Origin of the sequence: Herbiconiux sp., assembly GCF_023264855.1 — a bacterium.
Lineage (GTDB): Bacteria > Actinomycetota > Actinomycetes > Actinomycetales > Microbacteriaceae > Herbiconiux.
This window is the reverse complement of record NZ_JAHFUW010000045.1, coordinates 14,475-37,109: the sequence shown is the minus strand read 5'-3', so window position 1 is coordinate 37,109 and position 22,635 is coordinate 14,475. Positions and strand designations below refer to the sequence as shown.

The 22,635-nt window shown below is 71.4% G+C and carries 23 protein-coding genes and 1 pseudogene; 13 read left to right on the top strand and 11 right to left on the bottom strand.

Annotation, left to right across the window (positions count from 1 at the left end; translation table 11 throughout):
- The 4 genes and pseudogenes from Q0D75_RS16290 to Q0D75_RS16275 form a co-directional block, all read left to right on the top strand.
- Positions 1 to 335 (top strand): annotated as a pseudogene (locus tag Q0D75_RS16290) (hypothetical protein); the annotation flags it as partial.
- Complete coding sequence (locus tag Q0D75_RS16285; RefSeq protein WP_291055740.1) at positions 332 to 1,822, top strand: PIG-L family deacetylase; 1,491 nt, start codon at positions 332 to 334, stop codon at positions 1,820 to 1,822. The pseudogene Q0D75_RS16290 and the gene Q0D75_RS16285, both read left to right, overlap by 4 nt.
- On the top strand, positions 1,819 to 2,538 hold the full coding sequence (locus Q0D75_RS16280) for a glycosyltransferase family 2 protein (protein WP_291055738.1): 720 nt from the start codon (positions 1,819 to 1,821) through the stop codon (positions 2,536 to 2,538). Before Q0D75_RS16285 ends, Q0D75_RS16280 begins: the two co-directional genes overlap by 4 nt.
- Positions 2,539 to 2,623: 85 nt before the next feature.
- Positions 2,624 to 2,839 carry a hypothetical protein gene (locus Q0D75_RS16275; RefSeq protein WP_291055735.1) on the top strand — a complete coding sequence of 72 codons (216 nt, stop codon included), beginning with the start codon at positions 2,624 to 2,626 and terminating at the stop codon, positions 2,837 to 2,839.
- Between the two features lie 49 nt (positions 2,840 to 2,888).
- On the opposite strand, the gene Q0D75_RS16270 is transcribed toward Q0D75_RS16275, so the two are convergent.
- Both Q0D75_RS16270 and Q0D75_RS16265 read right to left on the bottom strand, forming a co-directional pair.
- Positions 2,889 to 3,254 (bottom strand): hypothetical protein, encoded by a 366-nt coding sequence (locus Q0D75_RS16270; protein WP_291055732.1) that lies wholly within the window; start codon positions 3,252 to 3,254, stop codon positions 2,889 to 2,891.
- Between the two features lie 70 nt (positions 3,255 to 3,324).
- Positions 3,325 to 4,344 (bottom strand): DMT family transporter, encoded by a 1,020-nt coding sequence (locus Q0D75_RS16265; RefSeq protein WP_291055729.1) that lies wholly within the window; start codon positions 4,342 to 4,344, stop codon positions 3,325 to 3,327.
- Between the two features lie 74 nt (positions 4,345 to 4,418).
- Between Q0D75_RS16265 and Q0D75_RS16260 the strand changes: the two genes are divergently transcribed.
- Positions 4,419 to 4,976 carry a CGNR zinc finger domain-containing protein gene (locus Q0D75_RS16260; RefSeq protein WP_291055727.1) on the top strand — a complete coding sequence of 186 codons (558 nt, stop codon included), beginning with the start codon at positions 4,419 to 4,421 and terminating at the stop codon, positions 4,974 to 4,976.
- Between the two features lie 71 nt (positions 4,977 to 5,047).
- Here Q0D75_RS16260 and Q0D75_RS16255 read toward each other — a convergent pair whose 3' ends face one another.
- Positions 5,048 to 5,611, bottom strand: a complete 564-nt coding sequence (locus Q0D75_RS16255) for a DUF1697 domain-containing protein (protein ID WP_291055724.1) — start codon at positions 5,609 to 5,611, stop codon at positions 5,048 to 5,050.
- A gap of 84 nt (positions 5,612 to 5,695) precedes the next feature.
- The gene (gene phoA, locus Q0D75_RS16250; RefSeq protein WP_291055721.1) at positions 5,696 to 7,645 is read right to left on the bottom strand and encodes an alkaline phosphatase; all 1,950 of its coding nucleotides are present in this window, start codon (positions 7,643 to 7,645) and stop codon (positions 5,696 to 5,698) included.
- A 209-nt stretch (positions 7,646 to 7,854) separates the two neighbouring features.
- Between phoA and Q0D75_RS16245 the strand changes: the two genes are divergently transcribed.
- Positions 7,855 to 8,508, top strand: coding sequence for an MBL fold metallo-hydrolase (locus Q0D75_RS16245; protein WP_291055718.1), 654 nt, complete (start codon positions 7,855 to 7,857; stop codon positions 8,506 to 8,508).
- Here Q0D75_RS16245 and Q0D75_RS16240 read toward each other — a convergent pair.
- The 7 genes from Q0D75_RS16240 to Q0D75_RS16210 form a co-directional block, all read right to left on the bottom strand.
- Complete coding sequence (locus tag Q0D75_RS16240; protein WP_291055715.1) at positions 8,501 to 9,481, bottom strand: cyclase family protein; 981 nt, start codon at positions 9,479 to 9,481, stop codon at positions 8,501 to 8,503. The two genes, Q0D75_RS16245 and Q0D75_RS16240, sit on opposite strands and share 8 nt — an antisense overlap.
- Positions 9,462 to 10,253, bottom strand: coding sequence for a helix-turn-helix domain-containing protein (locus Q0D75_RS16235; RefSeq protein WP_291055712.1), 792 nt, complete (start codon positions 10,251 to 10,253; stop codon positions 9,462 to 9,464). Before Q0D75_RS16235 ends, Q0D75_RS16240 begins: the two co-directional genes overlap by 20 nt.
- 65 nt (positions 10,254 to 10,318) lie before the next feature.
- Positions 10,319 to 11,404, bottom strand: coding sequence for an extracellular solute-binding protein (locus Q0D75_RS16230; protein ID WP_291055709.1), 1,086 nt, complete (start codon positions 11,402 to 11,404; stop codon positions 10,319 to 10,321).
- A gap of 118 nt (positions 11,405 to 11,522) precedes the next feature.
- Entirely contained in the window at positions 11,523 to 12,674 is a 1,152-nt protein-coding gene (locus tag Q0D75_RS16225) for an ABC transporter ATP-binding protein (protein WP_291055706.1), read from the bottom strand.
- Between the two features lie 9 nt (positions 12,675 to 12,683).
- Positions 12,684 to 13,496, bottom strand: a complete 813-nt coding sequence (locus tag Q0D75_RS16220) for an ABC transporter permease (RefSeq protein WP_291055703.1) — start codon at positions 13,494 to 13,496, stop codon at positions 12,684 to 12,686.
- Positions 13,493 to 14,365, bottom strand: coding sequence for an ABC transporter permease (locus Q0D75_RS16215; protein ID WP_291055701.1), 873 nt, complete (start codon positions 14,363 to 14,365; stop codon positions 13,493 to 13,495). The genes Q0D75_RS16220 and Q0D75_RS16215 overlap by 4 nt, the downstream gene beginning before the upstream one ends.
- Before the next feature lie 6 nt (positions 14,366 to 14,371).
- Complete coding sequence (locus tag Q0D75_RS16210; RefSeq protein WP_291055698.1) at positions 14,372 to 15,148, bottom strand: helix-turn-helix domain-containing protein; 777 nt, start codon at positions 15,146 to 15,148, stop codon at positions 14,372 to 14,374.
- Positions 15,149 to 15,353: 205 nt separating this feature from the next.
- Here Q0D75_RS16210 and Q0D75_RS16205 point away from each other — a divergent pair, with 205 nt between their 5' ends.
- From Q0D75_RS16205 to Q0D75_RS16175, 7 genes are read left to right on the top strand one after another with little or no spacing between them, the layout of a single operon-like run.
- Positions 15,354 to 16,274, top strand: a complete 921-nt coding sequence (locus Q0D75_RS16205; protein ID WP_291055694.1) for a DUF6282 family protein — start codon at positions 15,354 to 15,356, stop codon at positions 16,272 to 16,274.
- A complete protein-coding gene (locus tag Q0D75_RS16200) occupies positions 16,274 to 17,206 on the top strand; it encodes a 3-keto-5-aminohexanoate cleavage protein (protein WP_291055691.1) in 933 nt (310 codons plus the stop codon). Before Q0D75_RS16205 ends, Q0D75_RS16200 begins: the two co-directional genes overlap by 1 nt.
- A gap of 37 nt (positions 17,207 to 17,243) precedes the next feature.
- The gene (locus Q0D75_RS16195; protein ID WP_291055688.1) at positions 17,244 to 18,158 is read left to right on the top strand and encodes a hypothetical protein; all 915 of its coding nucleotides are present in this window, start codon (positions 17,244 to 17,246) and stop codon (positions 18,156 to 18,158) included.
- Complete coding sequence (locus tag Q0D75_RS16190) at positions 18,155 to 18,946, top strand: aldolase/citrate lyase family protein (protein WP_291055685.1); 792 nt, start codon at positions 18,155 to 18,157, stop codon at positions 18,944 to 18,946. Before Q0D75_RS16195 ends, Q0D75_RS16190 begins: the two co-directional genes overlap by 4 nt.
- 51 nt (positions 18,947 to 18,997) lie before the next feature.
- A complete protein-coding gene (locus Q0D75_RS16185; protein WP_291055682.1) occupies positions 18,998 to 19,768 on the top strand; it encodes an SDR family NAD(P)-dependent oxidoreductase in 771 nt (256 codons plus the stop codon).
- Positions 19,761 to 21,038, top strand: a complete 1,278-nt coding sequence (locus Q0D75_RS16180) for an iron-containing alcohol dehydrogenase (RefSeq protein WP_291055680.1) — start codon at positions 19,761 to 19,763, stop codon at positions 21,036 to 21,038. The genes Q0D75_RS16185 and Q0D75_RS16180 overlap by 8 nt, the downstream gene beginning before the upstream one ends.
- Positions 21,039 to 21,054: 16 nt before the next feature.
- A complete protein-coding gene (locus tag Q0D75_RS16175; protein WP_291055676.1) occupies positions 21,055 to 22,557 on the top strand; it encodes an NAD-dependent succinate-semialdehyde dehydrogenase in 1,503 nt (500 codons plus the stop codon).
- Positions 22,558 to 22,635: the final 78 nt, after the last annotated feature.

Genomic DNA, 22,635 nt, shown 5'->3' with positions numbered 1-22,635 from the left:
CCTCGGCGGCACGCGCCATCGACGCGGGCACGGATGCTGCCGGTGCGGATGCGAGCGGCTCCGGGTCGGCCTCGGGTGCGTCGCCGAGCCGGGCGGCACTGCTCGCGCAGCTCACGCGATCGGTGCTGCGGCGGGAGTGCGAGGCGGTGCTCGCCGAGGCGGCCGCCGCGCTCGGCCCGGCTCCGCTCGCGCTCGACGAGTCCTACTCCGCGCGGATCGCCGACCTCTCTCTGTACCTGCGTCAAGACCACGGCGCGCGCGACGAGGCGCGGGCCGGACGGCTGCTCGCCGAGACCATCGCCCCACCCGTCGAACATCCGAGGAGCACCTCATGACGGCCTTCACCCACCACGACGACAGCACCCCGGAGGCGGTGTGGCGCGACGCGCTGGCGCGGCATCCGCTGCCCGAGTTCGGCACGGCCGACTTCGCCGGGCTCGAGCACCTCGTGGTGGTCGCGTCGCATCCGGATGACGAGACGCTGGGCGCGGGCGGGCTGCTCGCCCGTGCCTACGCCGCCGGGGTGCGCAGCTCGGTGGTGGTGGCCACCTCGGGCGAGGCCTCGCATCCGGAGTCGGCGACCATCGCACCCGCCGAGCTCGGCCGCGTGCGCGAGGCCGAGACGGCCGCCGCCGTGGCGGAGCTCGACCCCGGTGCGGCCCTGACGTTCCTGCGCCTGCCGGACGGGCGGCTGGCCGATCCGCAGAACGTGGCCGCGCTCGCCGCGGCGCTCGACGAGGTGCTGGCACCGCCTGCGGCACAGACCCCTTCGCCGGAAGACACCGCACCGGCGGACGCCGAGATGCCGGACCCGGACCCGGCCCCGGCTGCGGCTGCGGATGCGCCGTCGGGCATCCTCGTGGTGGCGCCGTGGGCGGGCGATCGGCATCCCGATCATCAGGCGGCCGCGCTCGCCGCCGGCCAGGCCGCCCGGCGCCACGGTGCGCGCCTGCTCGGCTATCCGATCTGGCTCTGGCACTGGGCTCAGCCCGACGGCGAGGAGGTGCCGTGGGAGGCGTTCCTCGCGGTTCCGCTCGACGATGCCGTGCGCGAGGCGAAGGGGCGGGCGCTGCAGCGCCACGTCAGCCAGGTGCGGCCGCTCAGCGGGTTGCCGGGCGACGAAGTGCTGCTCGCTCCCGCCGTGCTCGAGCACTTCAAACGCGCCGTGGAGCTCTTCGTGCAGGAGCCCGCGGTGATCGCGCCCGACCCGCTGCACCTCGCCGACGACGGCGGAGCCGGGTTCGACGCGCTGCACGCCGGCGATCCCGATCCGTGGGGCTTCGAGACGCGCTGGTACGAGCAGCGCAAGCGGGCCGTGCTGCTGGCCGCTCTGCCGCAGCGCGCGGTGAGCCGCACCCTGGAGGTGGGCTGCTCGACCGGTGTGCTCTCGCGGGAGCTCGCCCTGCGGTCGGAGTCGTTCCTCGGCATCGACGTGTCGGCAGTGGCCGTCGAACGCGCCCGGGAGCGCAACCACGACCTGCCGGCGGCGGCCTTCGAACGGATGAGGGCGCCTGAGCAGTGGCCCGAGGGCGGCTTCGACCTCGTGGTGCTGTCCGAACTCGGCTACTACCTCGACGACGACGAGCTGCTCGCCCTGATCGAGCGGATGACCGGGTCGCTCGAGCCCGGCGGGGCCGTGGTGTGCTGCCATTGGCGGCATCCGGTGGCCGGCCGCACGCAGACCGGCGACTCGGTGCACGCCGTGGTGCGGGAACGCAGCGGCCTCGCCGTGCTCGTGCAGCACCTCGAGGAGGACTTCGTGCTCGAGGTCTTCGTGCGCCCGCCCGCGCTCTCGGTGGCCGCGCAGGAGGGGATCGTGTGATCGGCGCCCTCGATGTCGTGCTGCCCGCCCGCGACGAGGAGCAGCGGATCGGCTCCGCCATCGAAGCGGTGCTCGCGAGCCGCGACCGGCTGAGCGAGCGCGAACCCGGCCTGCCCTGCCGTCTGGTGGTGGTGCTGGACGCCTGCACCGACCGCTCGCGCGACATCGCGCGGTCCTTCGGCGCGCAGGTCGAGCTGCTCGAGGTGTCGTTCGCGGCCGTGGGAGCGGCCCGGGCGGCCGGCGTGGAGCACCTGCTGCGCACGGCTGCGGATGTCGCGCCGCGCCGGCACTGGATCGGCAACACCGATGCCGACACCCGGGTGCCCGCCTCCTGGCTGCTCGACCAGCTGCAGGCCGCGCGATCCGGTGCGCTGCTGGCCCTCGGCCGGGTGGTGCCGCACCCGGCGGAACTCGCTCCGCACGCGCTGGACGCCTGGGACCGCGCGCATCCGCTCGGCGAACGCCACGTGTTCGGCGCCAACCTCGGCGTGCGGGCCGACGTGTACCGGCGCGCGGGCGGGTTTCCGCCGGCGACGGTGGGGGAGGATGTGGCGCTGGTCGCGGCGGTGCAGGCCATCGTCGACGAGCGCGGACCGCTCGCCGGCCAGGCGGGCAGCATCGTCGACCTGCGCGGTGCGCCGGCGGTCACCTCGGCGCGGGTCGAGGGCCGGGCCCCCGGCGGCTTCGCCGACTATCTCGCCAGTCTCGCCGAGTAGCCCTGCCCGCTGCCCGTTCCAGGGGCCGGTACGGGCTCGGCGTCAAGCCCCTTGCCGCGCCGCACGGCCACGGTAGACCGGGAGCATGACGGAATCGACGGAGATCGCCTGGCGCTGCGCGCAGCCCGGCTTGTGGGTGGCGAAGGATGCTCAGGGTCGGCCCGTGGGCATCGTCTCGGAACGGTGGCACGACGGATTCGTAGCCACCGCGGTGAACGGCCGGGCCCTCGGCCGGTTCGACCGGCTCGACGCGGCGAAAGCGGCTCTCGAGACCTCCGCCGCGGCGGCCCTGTCGCAGTAGACGCCGCCCAGCCGGGGAGTCCCGCGGGGCGCGGCTCAGGAGACGCGGCTCAGTAGACCAGGCTCAGCACGACCCCGTAGAGCAGCACGCTCAGCACTCCCACCAGTCCGGAGGCGCCGAGAGCGATGCCCGCGGCCGCCAGGGTCTTCGACCGGCCGGGGCGGGTGATCGCCACCAGACCCAGCACCAGCGCCGCGACGGCCACCAGCCCGCTCAGCACGTTGCCGGTCGTGCTGACGATCTGGAACACGTCGGTGCCGCCGCCCGAACCGAGCGCGACGGCCTGGATGATCAGGAAGAGCGCTCCCAGCAGGGGCCCGATCGCCCCCACCACGAGCGAGGCCAGGCCGAGCGGATTCGGGGCCGGGCGCGTGGGCTCGGCGGCCGAGGGTTGCGGGTAGTACGGTGACGTCACGACGATCCCCTTCATCGGATCGGGCCCGGACTTCCCCGGCCCCTGCCTGCGACCGTACCCCTCTTCGCCGTCAGAGGGCCGGATCCGGCCGCCGTTCGAGCTTGACGAACACCACCCCCGCCACGATCAGCGCCCCGCCGAGCGCCTGCAGCAGGGTGGGTACCTGACCGAGCAGCAGCCAGGCGAACAGCACGGCGAACAGCACCTCGACCAGTCCCACGAACGAGGCGACCCGCGATCCGAGTCGCACGGCGCCGAGGATGCTGGCGAGATAGGCGAAGGCCGTCGCCACGATCACCACCACGCCCATCGGCACCATCCACGACACCTCGCCGACGACCGGCAGCGTCACCGGCTCGAACGACATCGTGAACGGCACGAGGCCCGTGAGCCCCACGAGCGTGAGGGCGATGGCACCCACGATCAGCCCGGCACTGACCAGGGTGACCGACGGCAGCCCGCCGGTCGGCAGGGCGGCGATGAGGTAGTAGCCCGCCAGGCACACGGCCGCGAGCAGGGCGAACACGAGTCCCAGCGGGTTGATGCCGCCGGCGCCCGAGGGGTCGATCACCAGCGCGAGACCCGCCACACTGAGCACGGCGCCCACGATGGTGAGCGCCGCCGGCGGGATGCGGGTGCGGGCCCAGGCCAGCAGAACCAGCAGGATGGGTGCGGTGTACTCGATCAGCAGGGCGATGCCCACCGGCAGATAGCTGATCGAGGCGAAGTAGAACACCTGGGCGCCGATGACGGCGATCAGGCCGTAGACGAGGATGAGCTTCCAGGCCGCGGCGAGCATCCGGAACCGCCCGTTCAGAGCGATCAGTGCGGGGATGAGCAGCACGAGCCCGCCGGCGCCGGCGCGCACGGCGACGGCGGCCGAGGGCGACCAGCCGGCGTCGAGCAACGGCTTCACGAAGGGGCCGCTGGTGCCGAACGCGGCTGCGGCCACGAGGGCCAGGATGAGACCCGAGCTGCGGCGCGTGACCGGGAGCCGGGCGCCGCGCCAGGAGCGACCGGCCCGCGGCGTGGCCGGCAGCGGCTCGACGGAGGCGCCGGCGGCAGCGGCTTCGGCCGGGGAACTGCTCATGCGCGGCCCTTCGTGTCAGGAGTCAAATACGGTTACGCTAGTGACACTACTCAGCCGCGATGTCAGGAGTCAACATGGTTTTCACCTATGACACCGAGGCGACGCTCGCCTTCACGACGGCGCTGGTGAACTCCGTGCCCGGAATCTCGAACGACAACGTCGACACCCTGGCCGATCGTGCCGCGCTCGAGCGGCTTCTCGACGACAACGACTACTCGGGGCGGCGCGATCTCGACGCCGCCGAGCTCGCCGCCGTGCGGGCGCTCCGGCCCGAGTTCCGGGCGTTCTGGGAGCTCGATCGCGACGGTGCGGTCGAGCTGGTGAACGGCATCCTGCGTGACGCCCGGGCGCTGCCCCAGCTCGTGCGGCACGGCGACTGGGACTGGCACCTGCACGCCACCGAGGCGGATGCTCCGCTGGCGACCCGCATGCGGGTGGAGGTGGCGATGGCGTTCATCGACGTCATCCGCAGCGACGAGCTCGACCGTCTGCGGGTGTGCGAGGCGACCGACTGCGAGGCGGTGCTGATCGATCTCTCGCGCAACCGCTCGAAGCGCTACTGCGACGTGGGCAACTGCGGCAACCGCATGAACGTGATCGCCTACCGAGCCCGCCAGGCCGAGCACCCTTAAGACCTCGAGAAGTCGCAAATGGCCCCTATTCCACGTGGATAGGGGCCATTTGCGACTTCTCGAGGTCGGGATCAGAGGAGTTTGCGGAGGGTGCGGAGGTTGCGGGTGGTGGTCGTGGCCTTGAAGGCGGGCTTGGCCAGGAACTTCGAGAACGCGGTGTCGGTGCTCGAGCCTTTCGGCACCTCCCAGTAGACGACCCCGGGGCCGGGCTGGGCGCGCTCGCCGTCGGCCTCCGGGTCGAGCTCGGCCGCGCGCTCGGCGACCCGGTCGGCCACGGTCTCGTCCGACACGAAGACGACGTACGGATGCCGCTCCTCGACCTCCTCGTAGGGGTACCCGTCCACGATGGCGGCCAGGTCGGCGTGATCCACCAGCACGATCCAGGCGTCGTAGCCGAAGCGGTCGCGCAGCCCCTTCTCGATCCGGGCTTTGAGGGCGGCGTGCGCCTTCTCGCCGGCGTCCGTGCCCGGGTCGGAACCGGCATCCGATGCCGTCTCGAAGAGCACGTTTCCCGAGGCCAGCACGGTCTTCACCGACTCGAAGCCGAGCGATCGGAACAGCTCCGCCAGCTCGGCGCTCTTCACGGTGATCCCGTTCACGTTCACTCCGCGGAGGAGTGCGGCATAGCGCGTCATGCGCCCACGGTACAGCCGAGGCCGCCCACCCGGAAGGATGGACGGCCTCGGTGCGAGCGCGCGGGAGCGCGAGCGCGAGTGTGATCAGGCGTGACGGCGGCGGCGCTGCAGCACGAGCAGCGCGCCGGCGGCGAGCAGCAGGGCCGAGAGGGCCGCGATCGGAGCGACGATCGCGCCGGTCGCGCCCAGTGCCGAGGCACCGGATCCTCCGGAGGAGGTGCCGCTGCCCGATCCGTCACCCGTTCCCACGCCCGCCGGAGCGGAGGCGCTGGGGCTCGGCGTCGACGTCGGCGTGCCCGCCTCGGCCACCGTGTACTGCACCTGGACGGTCTTGCCGCTCTGGCGGCCGGTGAGGGTCACCGTCTGGGTGCCGAGCTCCTCGGGCGCGGTGAGCTCGTAGGCGGCTCCGCCGGTGATGACGTCTTTCGAACCGAGCGCGGTCGCCGCGGCCGAGTCGGCCGCCTCCGTGGCGTCGAGCTGGCGGTCGCCGTTGAAGCCGAAGCCGGTGACGGTGACGGATGCCCCGGGCTCGACGGTGCCGGCCGAGACGGTGGCCGTCGCTCCCGAGCTGAGCGCGGCCGTGTTGCGGTCGAGCTGCAGCGCGTTCGCGATGGTGAAGAAGTTGTCGCTCTGGTCGGTGAGGCCCACCACCTGGGCGGCGCCCGGTCCGTAGCCTGCGATGCGCAGCTGGCTACCGGTGTGCTGCTGCGATCCGCCGGCCGCCGCGGTACCGTAGGCGACCTTCATGGTGGTGCCGTCGGCCGTGGTCAGCGCGGTGCTGAGGGTCGCGGGCGGCGTGGAGTCGACGATCTGGCTGGTGTGCGCGTGGTCGGCGGTCACGATCACCATCGTGTTGCCGTCGGCGCGGGCGAACTCGAGCGCGGCCTGCACGGCCTCGTCGAGGTCGATGGTCTCGCCGATCTGGCCGCAGGTGTTGGCCGCGTGGTCCTGCTTGTCGATCGAGGCGCCCTCGACCTGCAGGAAGAAGCCCTTGTCGTCGCCGGTGTCGAGCAGGTCGATCGCCTTGTTCGTGAGCGAGGCCAGCGAGAGGCCGGTGTCGAGGCGGTCGGGGTTCGGCTGGCAGGTCACGGGCGCCTCGTCGGCGCCGCCGACGGTGGCCGTGGTGGCGGCGAAGCGGGTGGGGAAGTTGCCGGGGGTGAACGTGCCCAGCACGGGCTCGCTCTGGTCGGCCGCGGTGAGGGAGGCGAGGCCCGCGGCGTCGCCGACGAGCTGGTAGCCGCGGTCTTCGGCCTGCGCGAAGAGGGTCTCGCCGCTCCACTGGCCGGCCTTGGCGGTCTGCGTGAAGCTGGCCGAGCCGCCACCGAGGGTCAGGTCGGCGCGGGTGTCGAGGATCTGCTCGCTGATCGAGCCGAGCCCGCCGGCCTCGAGGGCGTCGGCGCCGCAGGTCGCGCTGTCGGGGCCGTAGCAGCTGCGGGCGGCGACGTGGGCGGCCTGCACCGCGGGGGTCGCATCCTGGATCTCGGCGGTCGACACGTTGCCGGTCTTCAGGCCGTTCGCCTTGGCGATCTCGATCAGGGTCTGCTGCGGGGTGCCGTCGATGTCGACCGAGATGGCGTTGTCGTAGGTCTTGGTGCCGGTGGCCCAGGCCGATCCGGTGGCGGCCGAGTCGGGCACGTAGTCGGGCTTGCCCTTGTTCTCGCCGTCCTTGTAGAGCGAATACGTGGTGTACTGGCCGGTCAGGGGCAGGGCGTCGATGCCGGGCAGTTCACCGGCGGCGCCGTACGCGTAGTTGCGGGCGATGGTGATCTCGCTGTCGCCCATGCCGTCGCCGATCAGCAGGATGACGTTCTTGGCGGGGCCGTCGACGATCGAGGCGCGGAGGTCGGCCGTCTTGTCGCCGCTGTTGCGCTGGGCCCCGCCGTTGGTGGAGAGGTCGCCGTCGGCCGCGAAGGCGGCGGCCGGGATGCTCGTTCCGGCGACCGTGATCAGGGCGGCCGAGGCCAGGATGAGGGCGCGGCGTCCCGGGCGCGCGCTCCGCCGGGCGGCGCGGCCCGGCTGCGTGGTGTTCGTCATGGTGTGCTCCGATGTCGAGGGGGGCATCCACCCCGGATGCCGCGCTCCAGCCCAGTGCGTGCAGGCGACCGGCGCGTGAACGCGCGGCGGACGGCGGGTGAACCGCTCGTGGAGACGCGGCGACCCCCGCTCGGGGGTCAGGCCGGGCGGGGCGGGCGACCCGGGCGCGCCCGCCCTAGGCTGGGAACCACTGACCCGAGGAGGCCGCTGTGCGCCGCATCGCCGATCGCTGCTACCAGCTCGACCACTCCTCGGGAGCCAACGGGTACGTGGTGGTCGGCGACGGGCGGGCCGCCCTGATCGATCCGGGCTTCGGGTCGGGCGCTCACAAGGTCGCCGCCGAGGTGCACGCCGCCGAAGCCATCACGGGGCCGATCACCGACATCGTGCTGACGCACTACGACCCCGACCACGCGGGGGCCGCGGCGAGGCTGCAGCGCGAGCTGGGGGCCCCGGTGCGGATGAGCGCGCCCGACGCCGCCATCCTGCGCGGCGAAGCGAGCCCGCCCTCGCGGATGCGGCGCTTCTCCGCCCGCGTGATGCGCGCGGCGTATCCGGATCAGGTGGTGGAGTTCGCCGACGACGCCCACATCTTCGACGGGCTGGCCGTGGTGGCCGCGCCCGGCCACACGCCCGGGCACGTCGCCCTGCAGTGGGGCCGGGTGCTGTTCATCGGCGACGCCGCGATGGTGTCGGGGGAGGGCGTGCTGCGCGACTTCCCGGGATTCCTGATCGGCGATAAGCCCCAGGCCGCCGCGACCCTGGCGGCACTCACGGTGCGCATCGGCGAGGAGCGGATCGAGTGGATCTGCGCCGGCCACAGCGCCCCGGTGCGCGTGCGGTCGGCCGGCACGCTCACTTGAGGGCGATCGCGTTCGGCGGCGAGCCGACGCCTCCGATCAGGTTGAGCGGCTTGCAGGTGAGCAGGAACTCGTAGACCCCGTCGGCGGCGCAGTCCGTCGCCAGGTCGTCGAGCTTCCAGAGCTCCCCTAGGGCCATGCCGAGCAGCGCGATGAGCGGCCGGTGCAGCATGCCGCTGTGGTCGACGCCCTTCTCCGGCGGGGTCTCGCCCGGGGTGCGGAAGTCGCTGTCGATCACCGGATCGGCCTCCACGGCGAGGTTGTCGGCGGCCACGAGCGCGATCTGGTGGTCCCACAGCCAGCGCAGGATCTCCTCGCGCTGGGCGAGCCCCGGCGAGCGGCGCCACGGTGTCGCGAGCCGCTGCTCGGGGGTCTTCGCGAGGTACTGCTCGGCCCATCCCGTGCGCAGCAGCAGCATGTCGCCCGGGTGCCACGACACGCCCTGGCTCTCGGCGACGTCGTCGAGCATCCGGGCATCCACCACGATCGTCTCCGTGGCGTCGTAGGGCAGCCCCAGCCGTTCGAAGTACCTCGGCAGGTCCAGCAGCACCCCGCGCCCGGCGATGCCCGCGGCCGCCCAGGTGTGCACGCCGAGGTCGGTGCTGCCCGGCCCGTTCCGCTCGGCGGTGAGGCCGTTGTAGAAGCCGTGCCGGGGGTGCCCGATGTGCCGGAGGGCGTCGATCTGCGACGACGACTGCAGGTAGAACGAGTCGACCCAGTCGTCGCGGTGCCATTCGTTGTTCGCGAAGACGTGATGCTGCAGCGGATGCCGGGTTCCGGTCGGGTAGGGCTCGAACGCGGTCACCGGATGGTCTAGCCCGAAGCGCCGGCCGCTGCGCACGAGTTGCGCAGCCGCTCTGACGCGGTCGGGGGTCAGGAAGTTGACGGTGCCGAGCTGGTCGTCTCGGCCGAAGACGTCCCAGCTCGAGCCGGGAGGCTCGGCCGAGGCGAGTTCGTCATAGGTCGGGGGTCTCATTCTGCCGTCCCTCTCGGGTGCCGCGGAGTTCGGTGCTGAGGGCCGTCGTGGTCTTCAGCAGCTCGGTGATGATGGGGGAGCCGGCGGAGAGGTCCGCCTGCGGATCGGCGCCGAGCAGCCCGACCGTCGCCGCGATGCCGAAATCGTCGAACACCGGCGCGGCCGCGGAGAAGACGCCTCCGGACTGCGAGGCGATGCAGTACCCGGCCCGCCGCGCGGTGTACACAGCCGCTTCGAGCTCGGCGCGCTGGGCCGAGCTGGTGCCCTCGGTCAGCCAGCCGATCGCACGCTCGTCGGCGAGATGGGCCAGGAAGACGCGGGTCTGCGCCGCCGTGGCGTCGAGCTGGGAACCGGCGCGCACCGTCACCACCGCGGTACGGCTCTTGTCCTCCTCCACCAGGGCGACGACCGGGCCGCGCGCTCCCCACAGGCTGAGCACGGCCGTCATGCGCACGGCCGCGCCCAGCTCGGCGAGGTGGGGCGGAGCGATCTCGACGACCTGCCGGCGGCTCAGCGCGTGGATGCCGAGCTGCAGCATCAGGCCGCCCAGCACGAAGGTGCCGCGACGGGGCCCGCGCTCGAGGATTCCGGCCGCCACGAGCGACGCGCAGTAGCGGTACGCCGTGGTGCGGTTCAGGTGGAGGCGCTCGGCCACGTCCGCCGCCGACAGCTCGATCGTGTTCGGGCCGAAGAGGGAGCAGATCTGGCCGACGCGGGCGACCGCCTGGATGTCGGAACCGGATGCCTCGCCCGTGCCGTCGGTGTTCACCATGCCTGAAGCGTAGTTCAGAGGAAGAACATCTCCGGGGTGGCGGGGCGCGAGTGCGAGCCCGGGCGTCATCCGGCCAGCCAGGTGGTGAGCTTGGTCGACACGTCGTTGAAGTTGTCGGCGTACCAGTCGACGTCCTGCAGCACCGTGCCGCCCGTGTTGGCGGGACCGTAGACCTCCACCTGCTTCGTGAACTCGTCCAGCTGCGGCTTCGCAGCCGTGTTCACCGGTGCCACACCGAGCAGCTCGGAGATCTTCGCGACCTGCTCGGGTTCGACCACGCTGGAGATGAAGTCGACGGCCGCATCCTTGTTCGGAGCGCCCTTCGGGATGGCGAAGGCGTTGAGCGAGGCGACGGTCTCGTCCCAGACGATCGTCAGGTCCATCCCGCCCTGGAGCAGCGGAACCAGGCGCGAGTCGGGCAGCAGGAACATGTCGACCTGGTCGGCCTCGACGGCTTGCTGCAGGGCGCCCACGTTGGGCGCGAAGGTCGTGACGTCGCGGATGGTGTCGAGCTTGTCGAGGGCGCGGTCGACATCCAGCGGGTAGAGGTTGTCGGGGGCCACTCCGTCGGCGAGCAGCGGATACTCCAGGATGCCGTTCTGCAGGTTGGTGACGATGCCGCGCTGACCGGGGAACTTCTCGGTGTCGAAGAAGTCGGCGACCGTCGTGGGACCCTCGCCGGCCGGGAAGGCGTCGGTGCGGTACGCGATCGGGGTGGCGTTGATCCAGTTGCCGAGGTAGCACTCGCCCACCGTGCCCTCCACGAGGTCGGTCTGGTCGATCGCGCTCAGGTCGAGCTTCTCGAAGAGCGTGCCGCAGTTCTGCTGCGCCGCGTACGGGGCCGTCGCCATCACGTCCCACTGCACGGAGCCGCTCTCGACCTGCGCCTTGACCTGGGCCACGTCCGGCGGCGAGGTGTTCACGAACGTGACGTTCGGGTTCGCCTCGGTGTAGGGCTTCTGCCAGGCCTCGATCTGGGCGTCCTGGCCGCCGCCGCCGTAGCCGACGAACGTGATGGTGGCCGGCGCGTCGGCGCCGCCCGCCGCGCCGGTGCTGCCGGCGTCGGCCGAGCCTCCCGCGCAGCCGGAGAGAAGTCCGGTGACGGCGACGAGGCCGAGGGTGATGGTGAGGGTTCTGGATCTGGACACCATTGTCGTTTCCTTCGTTCGGGTACCCGGTGGCCCGGGTGCTGTGGTGGTGGGTTGTGAGTTGTGGGTGTGGAGGGGAGAGGGGAAGAGAAGGCGGATGCGGCTGCGAGGGCCCCGGGGCTCAGACGGCGACGACGCGCTGGCGCTCCGGCTTCCACCAGGCGGTGACCTCGTCGCCCACCGCGAAGGCGGCGTCGAGGGCGTCGATCCGGGCCCGGCCGAGCTGCCGGGCCTGACCGACGTCGAGCATCACGGTGCGGTACGAGCCCATGTACTCGAGATCGCGCACCGTGGCCCGCACGGCGTTGGCGCCGGCCGGAACCGTCTGCAGGTCGCGGGAGATCTGCACGTCCTCGGGTCGCACGACGACGGCGCCGTGCGATCGCACGCCCGGATGACCGGCGATGGTCGCCGGATCGATCGTCCAGGTGCTGTCCTCCCAGCTCGCCTTCGCCCCGACGGGCGATCCGCCGAGGTCGAAGACGTTGGAGTCGCCGAGGAAGCGGGCCGTGAACAGGGTGTCCGGGCGGCGGTAGAGCTCCTCGGGTGTGCCGACCTGCTCGATGTGCCCGCTGTTGAACAGCGCGATCCGGTCGGAGAGGTTCATCGCCTCCTCCTGGTCGTGCGTGACGAACACGAAGGTCGAGCCCACCTCGCGGTGGATGCGGCGGATCTCCATCTGCAGCGCCCCGCGGAGGTTGCGGTCGAGGGCGCCGAGCGGCTCGTCCAGCAGGAGTGCGGCGGGGTCGAAGACGATGGCCCGGGCCAGGGCGACCCGCTGCTGCTGCCCGCCGGAGAGCTGGGCCGGGTAGTTCTGGTCGCGCCCGGGCAACTGCACGAGCTCGAGCACCTCGGCCACACGGCGCGCGATCTCGGCCTTGGGCACTCTGCGCTCGCGCAACGGGTAGGCCACGTTCTGCGCCACCGTCATGTGCGGGAAGAGGGCGTAGTTCTGGAACAGCATGCCGAGGTTGCGCTTGTGCGGCGGGAGCGTGCCCACATCGGCGCCGTCGAGGGCGATCGTTCCCGAGGTGAGCGTCTCGAAACCGGCGATGAGGTTGAGCGTGGTGGTCTTGCCCGATCCGCTCGGCCCGAGAAGGGTCATGAACTCGCCGGGCTGGATCGTGAGGGAGACGGCGTCGACGGCGGGCGCGGCGAGCCCGTAGTCCTTCGTGACGCCGGACAGCCGGATCTGCGTGCCCTGACGGGGCGCTGTGGGCGAGGACGGCGATGCCGGCGGCGCGGTCGCGGATTCTTTGCTCGAGATGGTCAAGACGGTCTCCTAACGGGTCTTCTTGCGGCTGCCGATGAGCAGCGGCACCAGGAAGATGATGGTCACCGCGACGACGACGAGACTCGACGAGGCGGAGATGGTGGGGTCGAGCTCGAACGTCACGCTGTTGTACATCTGCACGGGCAGCGTCTGGAACGTGGGCGAGCGCAGGAACAGGGCGATCACGACCTCGTCGAACGAGGTGACGAAGGCGAAGACGGCGCCGGTGATCACCCCGCGGCTGATCAGCGGCATCGTCACCCGCACGAACGACCGCAGCGGCGAGGCACCGAGCGAGGCGGATGCCCGCAGCAGGGTCGCGTCGAATCCGCCCAGGGCAGCCGTCACCGACACGAGCACGAACGGCACGCCGAGAGCGGCGTGGGCGAGCACGTAGCCGAGCAGGCTGCCCGTCAGGTGCCACTGCAGGAACGAGATGTACACGGCGACCGCCACCACGATCGCCGGGGTGACCATCGAGATCATCAGCAGGGTGCGCAGGAACCCGGCGAGCCGGCCGGTCAGCCGGTTGAGGCCCACCGCGGCGGCCGTGCCGACCACCGTGGCGATGAGGGCGGCGAGCACGGCGACCAGGAACGAGTTGCCGAGCGAGGTCAGCCAGACCGGGTCGGTGAAGAAGTTCTCGTACCAGCGAAGGGAGAAGTCCTTCGGCGGGAACTCGAACGCCGACGCGGAGCTGAAGCTCAGCGGGATCACGATCAGGGTCGGCAGGATGAAGTAGAGCGCCACGAGCGCGCCGAGGGCGATCAGCCACCAGGGGATCGGGTCGACTCCGCGGTCGCGGCGACGGGCGGCGGTCATCGGGTCTCCTTCGTTCGCGAGGTGCTGGCGACCCCGATCGCCGAGATGGTGCCGCCGAAGCGGTTCGCCCAGGCGACGAGCAAGAGGGTGATCACGAGCACGAGGATGCCCAGGGCGCCCGCGCCGGCGAAATCGAGCAGCTGCGTGGTGCGCTGGGCGAGCAGTTGGGCGATCAGCGACTGCTGGGGGGAGCCGAGCAGTGCCGGGGTGACGTAGAAGCCCAGGCTGAGGGTGAACACGAGGATCAGGCCCGAGACCACCCCGCCGCGCGACAGCGGCCAGTAGATCTTCCAGAACGCCACCAGCGGTGACGAGCCGAGACCGCGGGCGGCCAGCAGCAGCTTGCGGTCGATGCCGCCGAGCGTACTGAACAGCGGGAGCACCATGAACGGCAGCATCACCTGGCTCATCGCGATGGTGACGCCCACCACGCTGCCCTGGAAGACGATGTCGCCGGCCCCGAAGAACTCGAACACGCTCTGCACCGGGCCGCCGCGCTGCAGCAGCACGATCCAGGCGTAGTTGCGGGCCATCACCGAGGTCCAGAACGGGATCAGCACGATCACGAGCAGCACTCCGCGCAGGCGCGGCCCCACCCTCGTCATGAGGTAGGCGTAGGGGTAGCCGAGCAGGAACGTGACGATCGTCACGATCACCGCCGTCATCGCCGTGCGGCCCAGTACGGTCAGCGTCACCCCGTCGGTGAACAGGCTCGCGTAGTGATCGAGCGTGAATTCCGGGGTGCCGATGCTGCGCAGCAGGCTCTGGAAGAGCGGCACGAGCAGGATTCCGGCGAGCAGCGCGAGGGCCGGCACCAGCAGGAGCCAGCCGGGGCGCGGGGTCCGCCGGGTTCGGGTGGGGGTGGTCATTCGTGGTTATCCGTTCACCATCGCGCTGAGTTGCTCTGCGGCATCTCTCAGCATCGTCACGCGCTCTGCGGACTGTTCGGACGAGGGGAGCATCGTCGTCGTGCCGAGCACGGCCATGGCCGCCTGCACGTCGCCGCTGCCGAAGACCGGGACGGCCACCGAGGCCAGCCCGATCCGGCCGAGATCGGCCCAGGCCACGCGGTCGCGGCGCACCAGCGCCAGTTCGGTGTTCTCCCGGCGGGCCTCCTCGGCGGTGAGGCCGGCGTGCAACCGCGACACCGCCGCCGGGTCGGACTGGAAGGCCAGGAGCGCCCGGGACTGCGCGGCCTTCAGCTCCAGCACGGTGCCGACGCGCACGGTGAGCACGATCGTTCCGGAGTTGGCCTCCTCGACGTGGCCGACGACGGCTCCGGAGCGGCCGAGAAAGCTGAGCACGGCGGTGAGCCCGGTGCGATCCGACAGCTGCCGGAGCATCGACGGCGCGAGGGAGAGGATCTGCTGCCGGCTGGAGACCAGTCCCGAGAGCTGATCGATCAGCGGCCCGGGTCCGTAGGCCGCACCGAGGAAACCCGACGCCTGCAGCGACTGCAGGTAGCGGTGGGCGGTCGTGCGGTTCAGCCCGAGGCGCTCGGACACGAGTGCCGGGGAGAGCGTGCGGGTGTTCTGGTCGAACAGCGCCAGCACCATGGCCGCGCGCTCGATGGACTGGATCGCGCCCCGCTCGGTGTCGGGCATCGGGATGACCTGGGGGTCGTCTTCGGTCGGGGTGGCCGTGTCGGTCATCTCTCACCTCCTCGTCGAGGGTCTGCGGCTTCGTACGAGCACCAGTAAAGCAAGCAAATGTTCATAATGCAATTGCTAATTTCACATGACGAACATCGCTCGGTCGATGAAATCGGCGAATTCAGCGGGATCCGGCTGGACAGATTCGCCAAATGTCCGTAATCTGAACCAAAAGTACGCAATCCGAACACAAGGAGGTTCTCGGATGCTCGTCGCCGACGACATGACCACACCATCCCCCGCACTGCTCAAGGTTCTCGACGGAGCGGTCGATCTTCACGTGCATTCCGGCCCCAGCCCGTTCCCGCGCCGGCTCGACCACGTCGAGGCCTCCTACGACGCGGCCCGCATCAACATGCGCGCGATCCTGATCAAGTCGCACCACCACAACACCGTGATGGACCTGCTGGCGATGAAGGAGCTGCTGAAAGACGCCCCGACCCCGGCGTACGGCGGTGTGGCCCTCAACTCCGAGGTCGGCGGCATCAATCCCTCGGCGGTGGCCGTCGCCATCCAGATGGGCGGGCGTGCCGTGTGGGGCCCGACCGTCTCGGCCGGCCAGCACATCCGTGCCCACAGTCACGACGACGGCTTCCCCACGGCGGGTTCCAACCTCGAGGAGAAGGAGGAGTCGGTGTGGGCGAGCCCGGGCACGGTCTCCGCGGAGACCGTGCGGGTCACCCAGCTCGTGGGCGAGGCCGGCATCATGCTGTCGGGCGGTCATCTCGACGCCGAGTCGATGAAGGCCCTCTTCGCCACCGCGCAGGAGAACGGCGTGCGCCGACTGCTGCTGCACCACCCCGACTTCATCGTGAACGCCTCGGAGGGCGACGTGGAGGAGATGCTCGGTTACGGCGCGTTCGTCGAGCACGAGATGTCGATGTACCACCCCGGCGTGCCCGCTCCCGGCTTCCCCATCTCGCAGCTCGTCGACTGGATCCGCAAGGTCGGGCCGGAGCGCACCGTGATCGACTCCGACCTCGGCCAGAAGACCAACCCGCTGCCCGTCGATGGCTACATCTACGTGGTGCAGCAGCTGCTGGACCACGGGATCTCCGAGAAGGACGTGCGCCAGATGATCTGCCGCAACACCGCCTTCCTCCTCGGCCTCGAGGAGTCCATCTGATGCGCGCGGCCGAGAAGGTCATCATCAGCACCGCCGTGACCGGGTCGGTGAACGTGCCCTCGCAGAGCGAGTACCTGCCCCGGGACGCCGACCAGATCGTACGCTCCGCGCTGGAGGCCGTCGAGGCCGGCTCGGCGATCATCCACCTGCACGCCCGCCACCCCGACGGCCGGCCCGCCTGGGAGGCCGAGGTGTACGAGCAGATCGTGCCGCGCATCCTCGAGAAGACCGACGTGGTGATCAACATCACCACGGGCGGCTCCTCGGCGATGACCATGCCGGAGCGGCTGGCCGGCGCGCTGCGCTTCGCGCCCGAGCTCGCCTCGCTCAACATGGGCTCGATGAACTTCGTCTACTCGGGCATCGCCGACAAGGTCACCGACTGGAAATACGACTGGGAGGAGCAGTACGTGCGCAACACGTACTCGCACCCCTTCATCAACTCCTTCGACCGCATCGAATACACCCTGCGGGAGCTGGGCGAGGGGCTCGGCACCCGGTTCGAGTTCGAGTGCTACGACATCGGGCACCTCTACACGCTGGCCTACTTCGTGCAGCGGGGTCTCATCCGGCCGCCGTTCCTCATCCAGGGCGTGTTCGGCATCCTGGGCGGCATCGGCGCCGATCACGAGAACCTCACGCACATGGTGGCCATCGCCGACAAGCTCTTCGGCGACGACTACTACTTCTCGGCCTTCGCCGCCGGCCGTGCGCAGATGCAGTTCGGCACGCACAGCGCGTGGCTGGGCGGCAACGTGCGGGTCGGTCTCGAGGACAGCCTCTGGATCGGCAAGGGCGAGCTCGCCACGAGCAATGCGCAGCAGGTGCGCAAGATCCGTGCGGTGGTGGAGGACCTCGGCAAGACCGTCGCCACCCCGGCCGACGCACGCCGGATGCTCGCCCTCAAAGGCGTCGACCAGGTCACGCTCTAGACCGACGCGAACGACACGAACGACAAGGACCACGATCATGACGATGTATGCCAAAGACGACATCCGGTCGCAACTCGCCGCGCCCCCGCCACCGGCGACGGCGGTCGACCCGTCCACCCCGATCAAGCCCTCGCAGTGGATCGCCTTCCACGACACCGAGCCCACCGAGGTGAGTGCCGCGGGCAGCCGCACCTGGATCGCGCGCGCCGCGAACCTCGTGATCGCCTATTCCGATGCGAAGGCCGGGGATGTCTTCACCCGCACGGGGCAGCCCGACGAGTACGCGGTGCTGATGTACTCCGAGAGCGCGCCGGTGCGGGTGATCGCCGGCGGCTCGGTGGCGGACGTGGCGGAGGAGGCGTTCGTGGTGGTGCCTCCCGGAGACAGCACGATCGAGGTCGTCGCCGACGGGCCGCTCATCCGTGTGTTCTCCACGGTCGACGAGGTGCTTCGGGACTCGGCGCTCAACGCGCAGGCCTACGCCGAGCCCGATCGGCGCGCGGCCCCGCTGGAGCCGTGGCCCGATCCGGTCGGCGGCTTCGCGCTGCGGGTCTACCCGCTCGCCGACACGCCGATCGCCGAGGGCCGCTTCGGCCGCATCTTCCGCACCACCACCCTGATGGTGAACTTCCTGGCCGAGGAGCCGCAGCCGCGGGACGAGCACAAGCTCTCTCCTCACCACCACGACGACTTCGAGCAGATCTCCTTCGGGGTGAAAGGCCGGTTCGTGCATCACATCCGCTACCCCTGGGGCCCCGATTCGGCCGCCTGGCGTGCCGACGAGCACCGGGAGATCGGCACGCCGTCGATCTGCATCATCCCGCCGCCCACCGTGCACACCACGCAGGGGGTCGGCCCGCACCAGCAGTTGCTCGACATCTTCTCGCCCCCGCGGGAGGACTTCTCGGCCTCGGGCTGGGTGCTCAACGCCGACGACTACCCGTCCAAATGAGCGCGCTCCCGAGGCCTGCGAGCCTGTTCAAAGCGGCCCTGGAACGGGCGGATGGCCCGGCCATCGGCACCTGGGTGAAGATCCCGGCCATGGAGAGCATGGAGCTCGTGGCGCTGGCCGGTTTCGACTTCGCGGTCATCGACCTCGAGCACTCGGCCATGAGCATCGAGTCGGCCTACCGGCAGATCGGCGTCGCCCTGTTCGCGGGCGTCTCACCGATCGTGCGCATCCCGTCGCTGGACTCCGGCGTGGTGCAGCGGGTGCTCGACGCGGGCGCCGAGGGCATCATGCTGCCGCACGTCGACACGGTCGCCGAGGCGAAGGCCGCCGCGGCCGCCGTGCGCTTCCCCCCGCGCGGCACCCGGGGAGTGGGGAGCACGAGCCGGGCCGGTGCGTGGGGCGCGTTGCCGCGCGAGGAGTACCTGCGGTACGGCCAGGAGGAGGTCGTGCTGATCGCCCAGATCGAGAGCGCGGCGGCCGCCCGGGCCGCGGGGGCCATCGCCTCGGTCGACGGGGTGGACGCCCTGCTGATCGGCGCCGCAGACCTGTCGACGAGCGAGGGCCGTACCGAAGACGACCCCGAGGTCGTCGCGCTGATCGCCGGTGCGATCCGGGACTGCCGGGCCGCCGGGGTGCCGATCGGCAACGCGGGCGGGGCGAGCGCCGCCTCGGTGCAGGCGGCGGTCGACGCGGGCTACCTGTTCACGATGATGAGCAACGACGCGAGCCTGCTGGGTTCCGCGGCGGCGGCCGCCGTGCGAGCCGGCCGCACGGTGACCTATGGCTGACGTGCGGATCGCGGCCACACTCGAACACAGCACCACTGGAGAGGAACAGCTATGACAGACCATGAGGATTCCCGGATGCTGCGCGGCAAGACCGTGCTGGTCGTGGGCGCGAGCGCGGGCATCGGGGCGGACGCCGCGCGGGTGTTCGCCGGGCACGGAGCATCCGTCATGCTCGTCGCGCGCACCGAGGGCCCGCTCCGGGAGACGGCCGAGGGGCTCACCGCGGAGGGCTTCGACGCGGCCTGGACGACCGGTGACATCAGCTCGGGACGGGATGTCGCGCGCGCGGTGGATGCGACGGTCGACCGTTTCGGGCGGCTCGACGGCGCCTTCAACAATGCCGGCCTCACGCAGGGCGGCCGGCTCGACGAGGTGTCGGAGGAGGACTTCGACCGCATCCTCTCGGTGAACGTCAAGGGGGTCTGGCTGTGCCTGCGCGAAGAGCTGCGGGTGATGCGCGCGGCCGGCGCCGGCTCGATCGTGAACGTGAGCAGCATCGGCGGGCTGCGGGGCAGCTCGGGCATGGGCGCGTACCAGGCCACGAAGCACGCCGTGATCGGCCTCACGCGCACTGCGGCCCACGACAACGGGCCCCTGGGCGTGCGCGTCAATGCGCTCGCCCCCGGTCCGACCGAGACGCCGATGCTCGCGCAGACCCGCATCGCCATCCCCGGGGGAGTGGAGGCACGGATCGCGGCGACCCCGCTCCGCAAGGCCGGCACCGGCGCCGAGGTGGGCCAGGCGGCGGCGTGGCTGATGAGCGACCTGGCCAGCCACATCAGCGGCGTGGTGCTGCCGGTCGACGGAGGTTTCAGTGCCTAGGACGACCGCCCAGAACGAGCGTCCGAGCGAGTTCGCGACCGGGACCGGCACGCTGCGACTGCCCCCGCGCATCCACTTCGGCTACGGCGTGCGCCGGCAGCTGCCCAGCCTGCTCGCCGAGCACGGCCGGAAGGTGTTCGCCGTGGTCGACCCCTTCCTCGCCGACTCGCCGGAGTTCGTGCGGCTGCTCGGCGAGCTGCACGAGGCCGGCCTCACCGTGCTCGTGCACACCGAGGTGCTGCCGGAGCTGCCCGTGCACTCCCTCACCGCGTCCGGCGCCGTCGCCGCGGGCTTCTCGCCCGACGTCGTGCTCGCCTACGGCGGCGGCAGCGCGCTCGACGCGGCCAAGCTCATCGCCCTCCTCGTCGCGCACGGCGGACCGCTCGGCGCCTACTACGGCGAGAACAAGGTGCCCGGGCCGATCCTGCCCATCGTGGCGGTGCCCACCACGGCGGGCACCGGGTCGGAGGTGACCCCCGTCGCGGTGATCTCCGACCCCGACCAGGAGATGAAGATCGGCATCTCGAGCCCCCACCTCATTCCGGTCGCGGCCGTCGTCGATCCCGAACTGACCCTCGGCGCTCCGCCCTCGGTCACGGCCTACGCCGGCATCGACGCGCTCGTGCACGCCCTGGAGTCGTACACCGCGGCCGTGCTGCCCCTCGACTGGTCGGTGACCCTGCCGGTGTTCACCGGCCACAACCTGTTCGCCGGCCACCTCGCGCTCGAGGCGGTGCGGCGGATCGCCCCCCACCTCGCCCGCGCGGTGGCCGACGGCGGCGATCGCGACGCGCGCGCCCAGGTGGCCTACGGGAGCCTGCTGGCCGGGATGTCGTTCGGGCCGAGCGGAACCCATCTCTCGCACGCGCTGCAGTATCCGATCGGCGCCATCACGAAGACGCCGCACGGCCTCGGCACGGGCCTGATGATCCCCTACGTGCTGCAGGCCTGCGTGCCCGTGATCCCGCACAAGCTCGCGGCGATCGACGCTGCTCTCGGCGGATCCGAGAGCGACCCCTGGGTGGCCGCGCAGGCGGCGGTCGACAAGGTCGCCCAGCTGTGCCGCACCATCGGCATCCCGGTGCGGCTGGCCGACATCGGCGTCTCGCGCGACGACCTGCCGCGCATCGCCGAACTCGCCCTGCGGGCGAAGCGGCTGGTCGACATCTCGCCGATCGGATCCGAGCCGCAGACGATCCTGACCCTCCTCGAGGCCGCCCACGCGGGCGACCGCGAACTCATCGCCTCCGCGGCCGTGCGCGACCGCTGACCCCCGAAAGCAGACCATGACCATCACCACCGGCACGCCCGCCTCCTCGGGCTCCACCCCCTCAGGCCCCACCCCCTCGGGCCCCACCTCTTCGGACCTCATCGCCGAGCTGTTCATCGACGGCCGATGGCGGCCGGGCTCGGAGGGCGCGACGTTCCCCGTGATCGATCCCGCCGACGGGAGCACGATCGCCTCCTTCGCCGTCGCCACCCGCGAGGACTGCCTCGAGGCGGTCGAGGCGGCCTCGGCCGCCCAGGAGTCGTGGGCCGCCACCGCGCCCCGGCAGCGCAGCGAGCTGCTGCGCGCCGCATACGAGGTGCTCACCGAGGAGGTGGAGCTGTTCGCGGAGATCATGATCCGTGAGAACGGCAAGTCGTACGCCGACGCGATCGGCGAGGCGAACTACGCCAAGGAGTTCTTCCGCTGGTTCGCCGAGGAGGCCGTGCGCATTCCGGGGGAGTACCGGCTCTCGCCCGCGGGTGACAAGCGCATCCTGGTCGACCGCCAGCCGATCGGGGTGTCGCTGCTGATCACCCCGTGGAACTTCCCCGCCGCGATGGCCACCCGCAAGCTCGCGCCCGCGCTCGCCGCCGGGTGCACCGTCATCCTGAAGCCGGCCCGCGAGACGCCGCTGACCGCGGCCTACGTCGTCGACGTGCTGCGCCGGGTCGGCTTCCCGCCCGGGGTGGTCAACCTCGTCACCCCGCTGCGTACCGGGCCGGTCGTGGCCGAGATGCTCGCCCATCCGGCGGTGCGCAAGCTGTCGTTCACGGGCTCCACCGAGGTGGGGCGCGAGCTGCTGCACGCCTGCGCCGACACGGTGGTGAGCGCCTCGATGGAACTCGGCGGCAACGCTCCGGTGATCGTGTTGCCGGGTGCCGACCTCGAGCTCACGGTGCGGGAGTCGCTGCTCGCCAAGATGCGCAACGGAGGCTCGGCGTGCACCGCGGCGAACCGCTTCTACGTGCACTCCTCGCTGCACGACGAGTTCGCCGCCCGGATGGCCCAGGAGCTCGGCGGTCTGCGCGTGGGCCCGGGTCTCGACCACGCCAACCAGCTCGGTGCTCTCGTCTCGGTGAAGGAGCGCGACAAGGTGGCGGCCCTCGTCGACTCCGCCGTGCGCGACGGCGCGACCGTCGTGCAGGGCGGCCGCAGCTCGTCGGCGGGCGCCTTCTACGACGCCACGCTGGTGACGGGCGTGCGGCACGGATCGGAGATCACCGAGAATGAGATCTTCGGGCCGGTCACGGCCGTGGTGCGCTTCGACGACGTCGACGACGCCGTGCGGATGGCCAACGACACCGTCTTCGGCCTGATGGCCTACGTGTTCGGCGAGGAACGCGAGGCGATCGCGGTGGCCGGCCGGCTGGAGGCCGGGATGGTCGCCGTCAACCGCGGAGTGGTCAGCGATCCGGCGGCGCCGTTCGGGGGCGTGAAGCAGAGCGGACTCGGCCGCGAGGGCTCCAGCGAGGGCATCCTGGAGTTCCTGGAGGAGAAGTACATCGCGCTGACCGCGTGAGGCACGAGCGCCCGGCCCTGGCGTCGGGCGCCCGCCCCGCGACTTGACACAACTTGTGGCAAGCCGCGCCGAAATGCG

Bases quoted from the DNA above. Each gene is read 5' to 3' on its own strand.
- Q0D75_RS16200 (WP_291055691.1), top strand. From the start codon at position 16,274: ATGCGCGCGGCCGAGAAGGTCATCATCAGCACCGCCGTGACCGGGTCG.
- Q0D75_RS16255 (WP_291055724.1), bottom strand. From the start codon at position 5,611: ATGACGCGCTATGCCGCACTCCTCCGCGGAGTGAACGTGAACGGGATC.
- Q0D75_RS16275 (WP_291055735.1), top strand. From the start codon at position 2,624: ATGACGGAATCGACGGAGATCGCCTGGCGCTGCGCGCAGCCCGGCTTG.
- Q0D75_RS16185 (WP_291055682.1), top strand. From the start codon at position 18,998: ATGACAGACCATGAGGATTCCCGGATGCTGCGCGGCAAGACCGTGCTG.
- Q0D75_RS16205 (WP_291055694.1), top strand. From the start codon at position 15,354: ATGCTCGTCGCCGACGACATGACCACACCATCCCCCGCACTGCTCAAG.
- Q0D75_RS16195 (WP_291055688.1), top strand. From the start codon at position 17,244: ATGACGATGTATGCCAAAGACGACATCCGGTCGCAACTCGCCGCGCCC.
- Q0D75_RS16240 (WP_291055715.1), bottom strand. From the start codon at position 9,481: ATGAGACCCCCGACCTATGACGAACTCGCCTCGGCCGAGCCTCCCGGC.
- Q0D75_RS16285 (WP_291055740.1), top strand. From the start codon at position 332: ATGACGGCCTTCACCCACCACGACGACAGCACCCCGGAGGCGGTGTGG.
- Q0D75_RS16235 (WP_291055712.1), bottom strand. From the start codon at position 10,253: ATGGTGAACACCGACGGCACGGGCGAGGCATCCGGTTCCGACATCCAG.
- Q0D75_RS16175 (WP_291055676.1), top strand. From the start codon at position 21,055: ATGACCATCACCACCGGCACGCCCGCCTCCTCGGGCTCCACCCCCTCA.
- Q0D75_RS16215 (WP_291055701.1), bottom strand. From the start codon at position 14,365: ATGACCACCCCCACCCGAACCCGGCGGACCCCGCGCCCCGGCTGGCTC.
- Q0D75_RS16210 (WP_291055698.1), bottom strand. From the start codon at position 15,148: ATGACCGACACGGCCACCCCGACCGAAGACGACCCCCAGGTCATCCCG.
- phoA (WP_291055721.1), bottom strand. From the start codon at position 7,645: ATGACGAACACCACGCAGCCGGGCCGCGCCGCCCGGCGGAGCGCGCGC.
- Q0D75_RS16220 (WP_291055703.1), bottom strand. From the start codon at position 13,496: ATGACCGCCGCCCGTCGCCGCGACCGCGGAGTCGACCCGATCCCCTGG.
- Q0D75_RS16230 (WP_291055709.1), bottom strand. From the start codon at position 11,404: ATGGTGTCCAGATCCAGAACCCTCACCATCACCCTCGGCCTCGTCGCC.
- Q0D75_RS16190 (WP_291055685.1), top strand. From the start codon at position 18,155: ATGAGCGCGCTCCCGAGGCCTGCGAGCCTGTTCAAAGCGGCCCTGGAA.
- Q0D75_RS16265 (WP_291055729.1), bottom strand. From the start codon at position 4,344: ATGAGCAGTTCCCCGGCCGAAGCCGCTGCCGCCGGCGCCTCCGTCGAG.
- Q0D75_RS16260 (WP_291055727.1), top strand. From the start codon at position 4,419: ATGGTTTTCACCTATGACACCGAGGCGACGCTCGCCTTCACGACGGCG.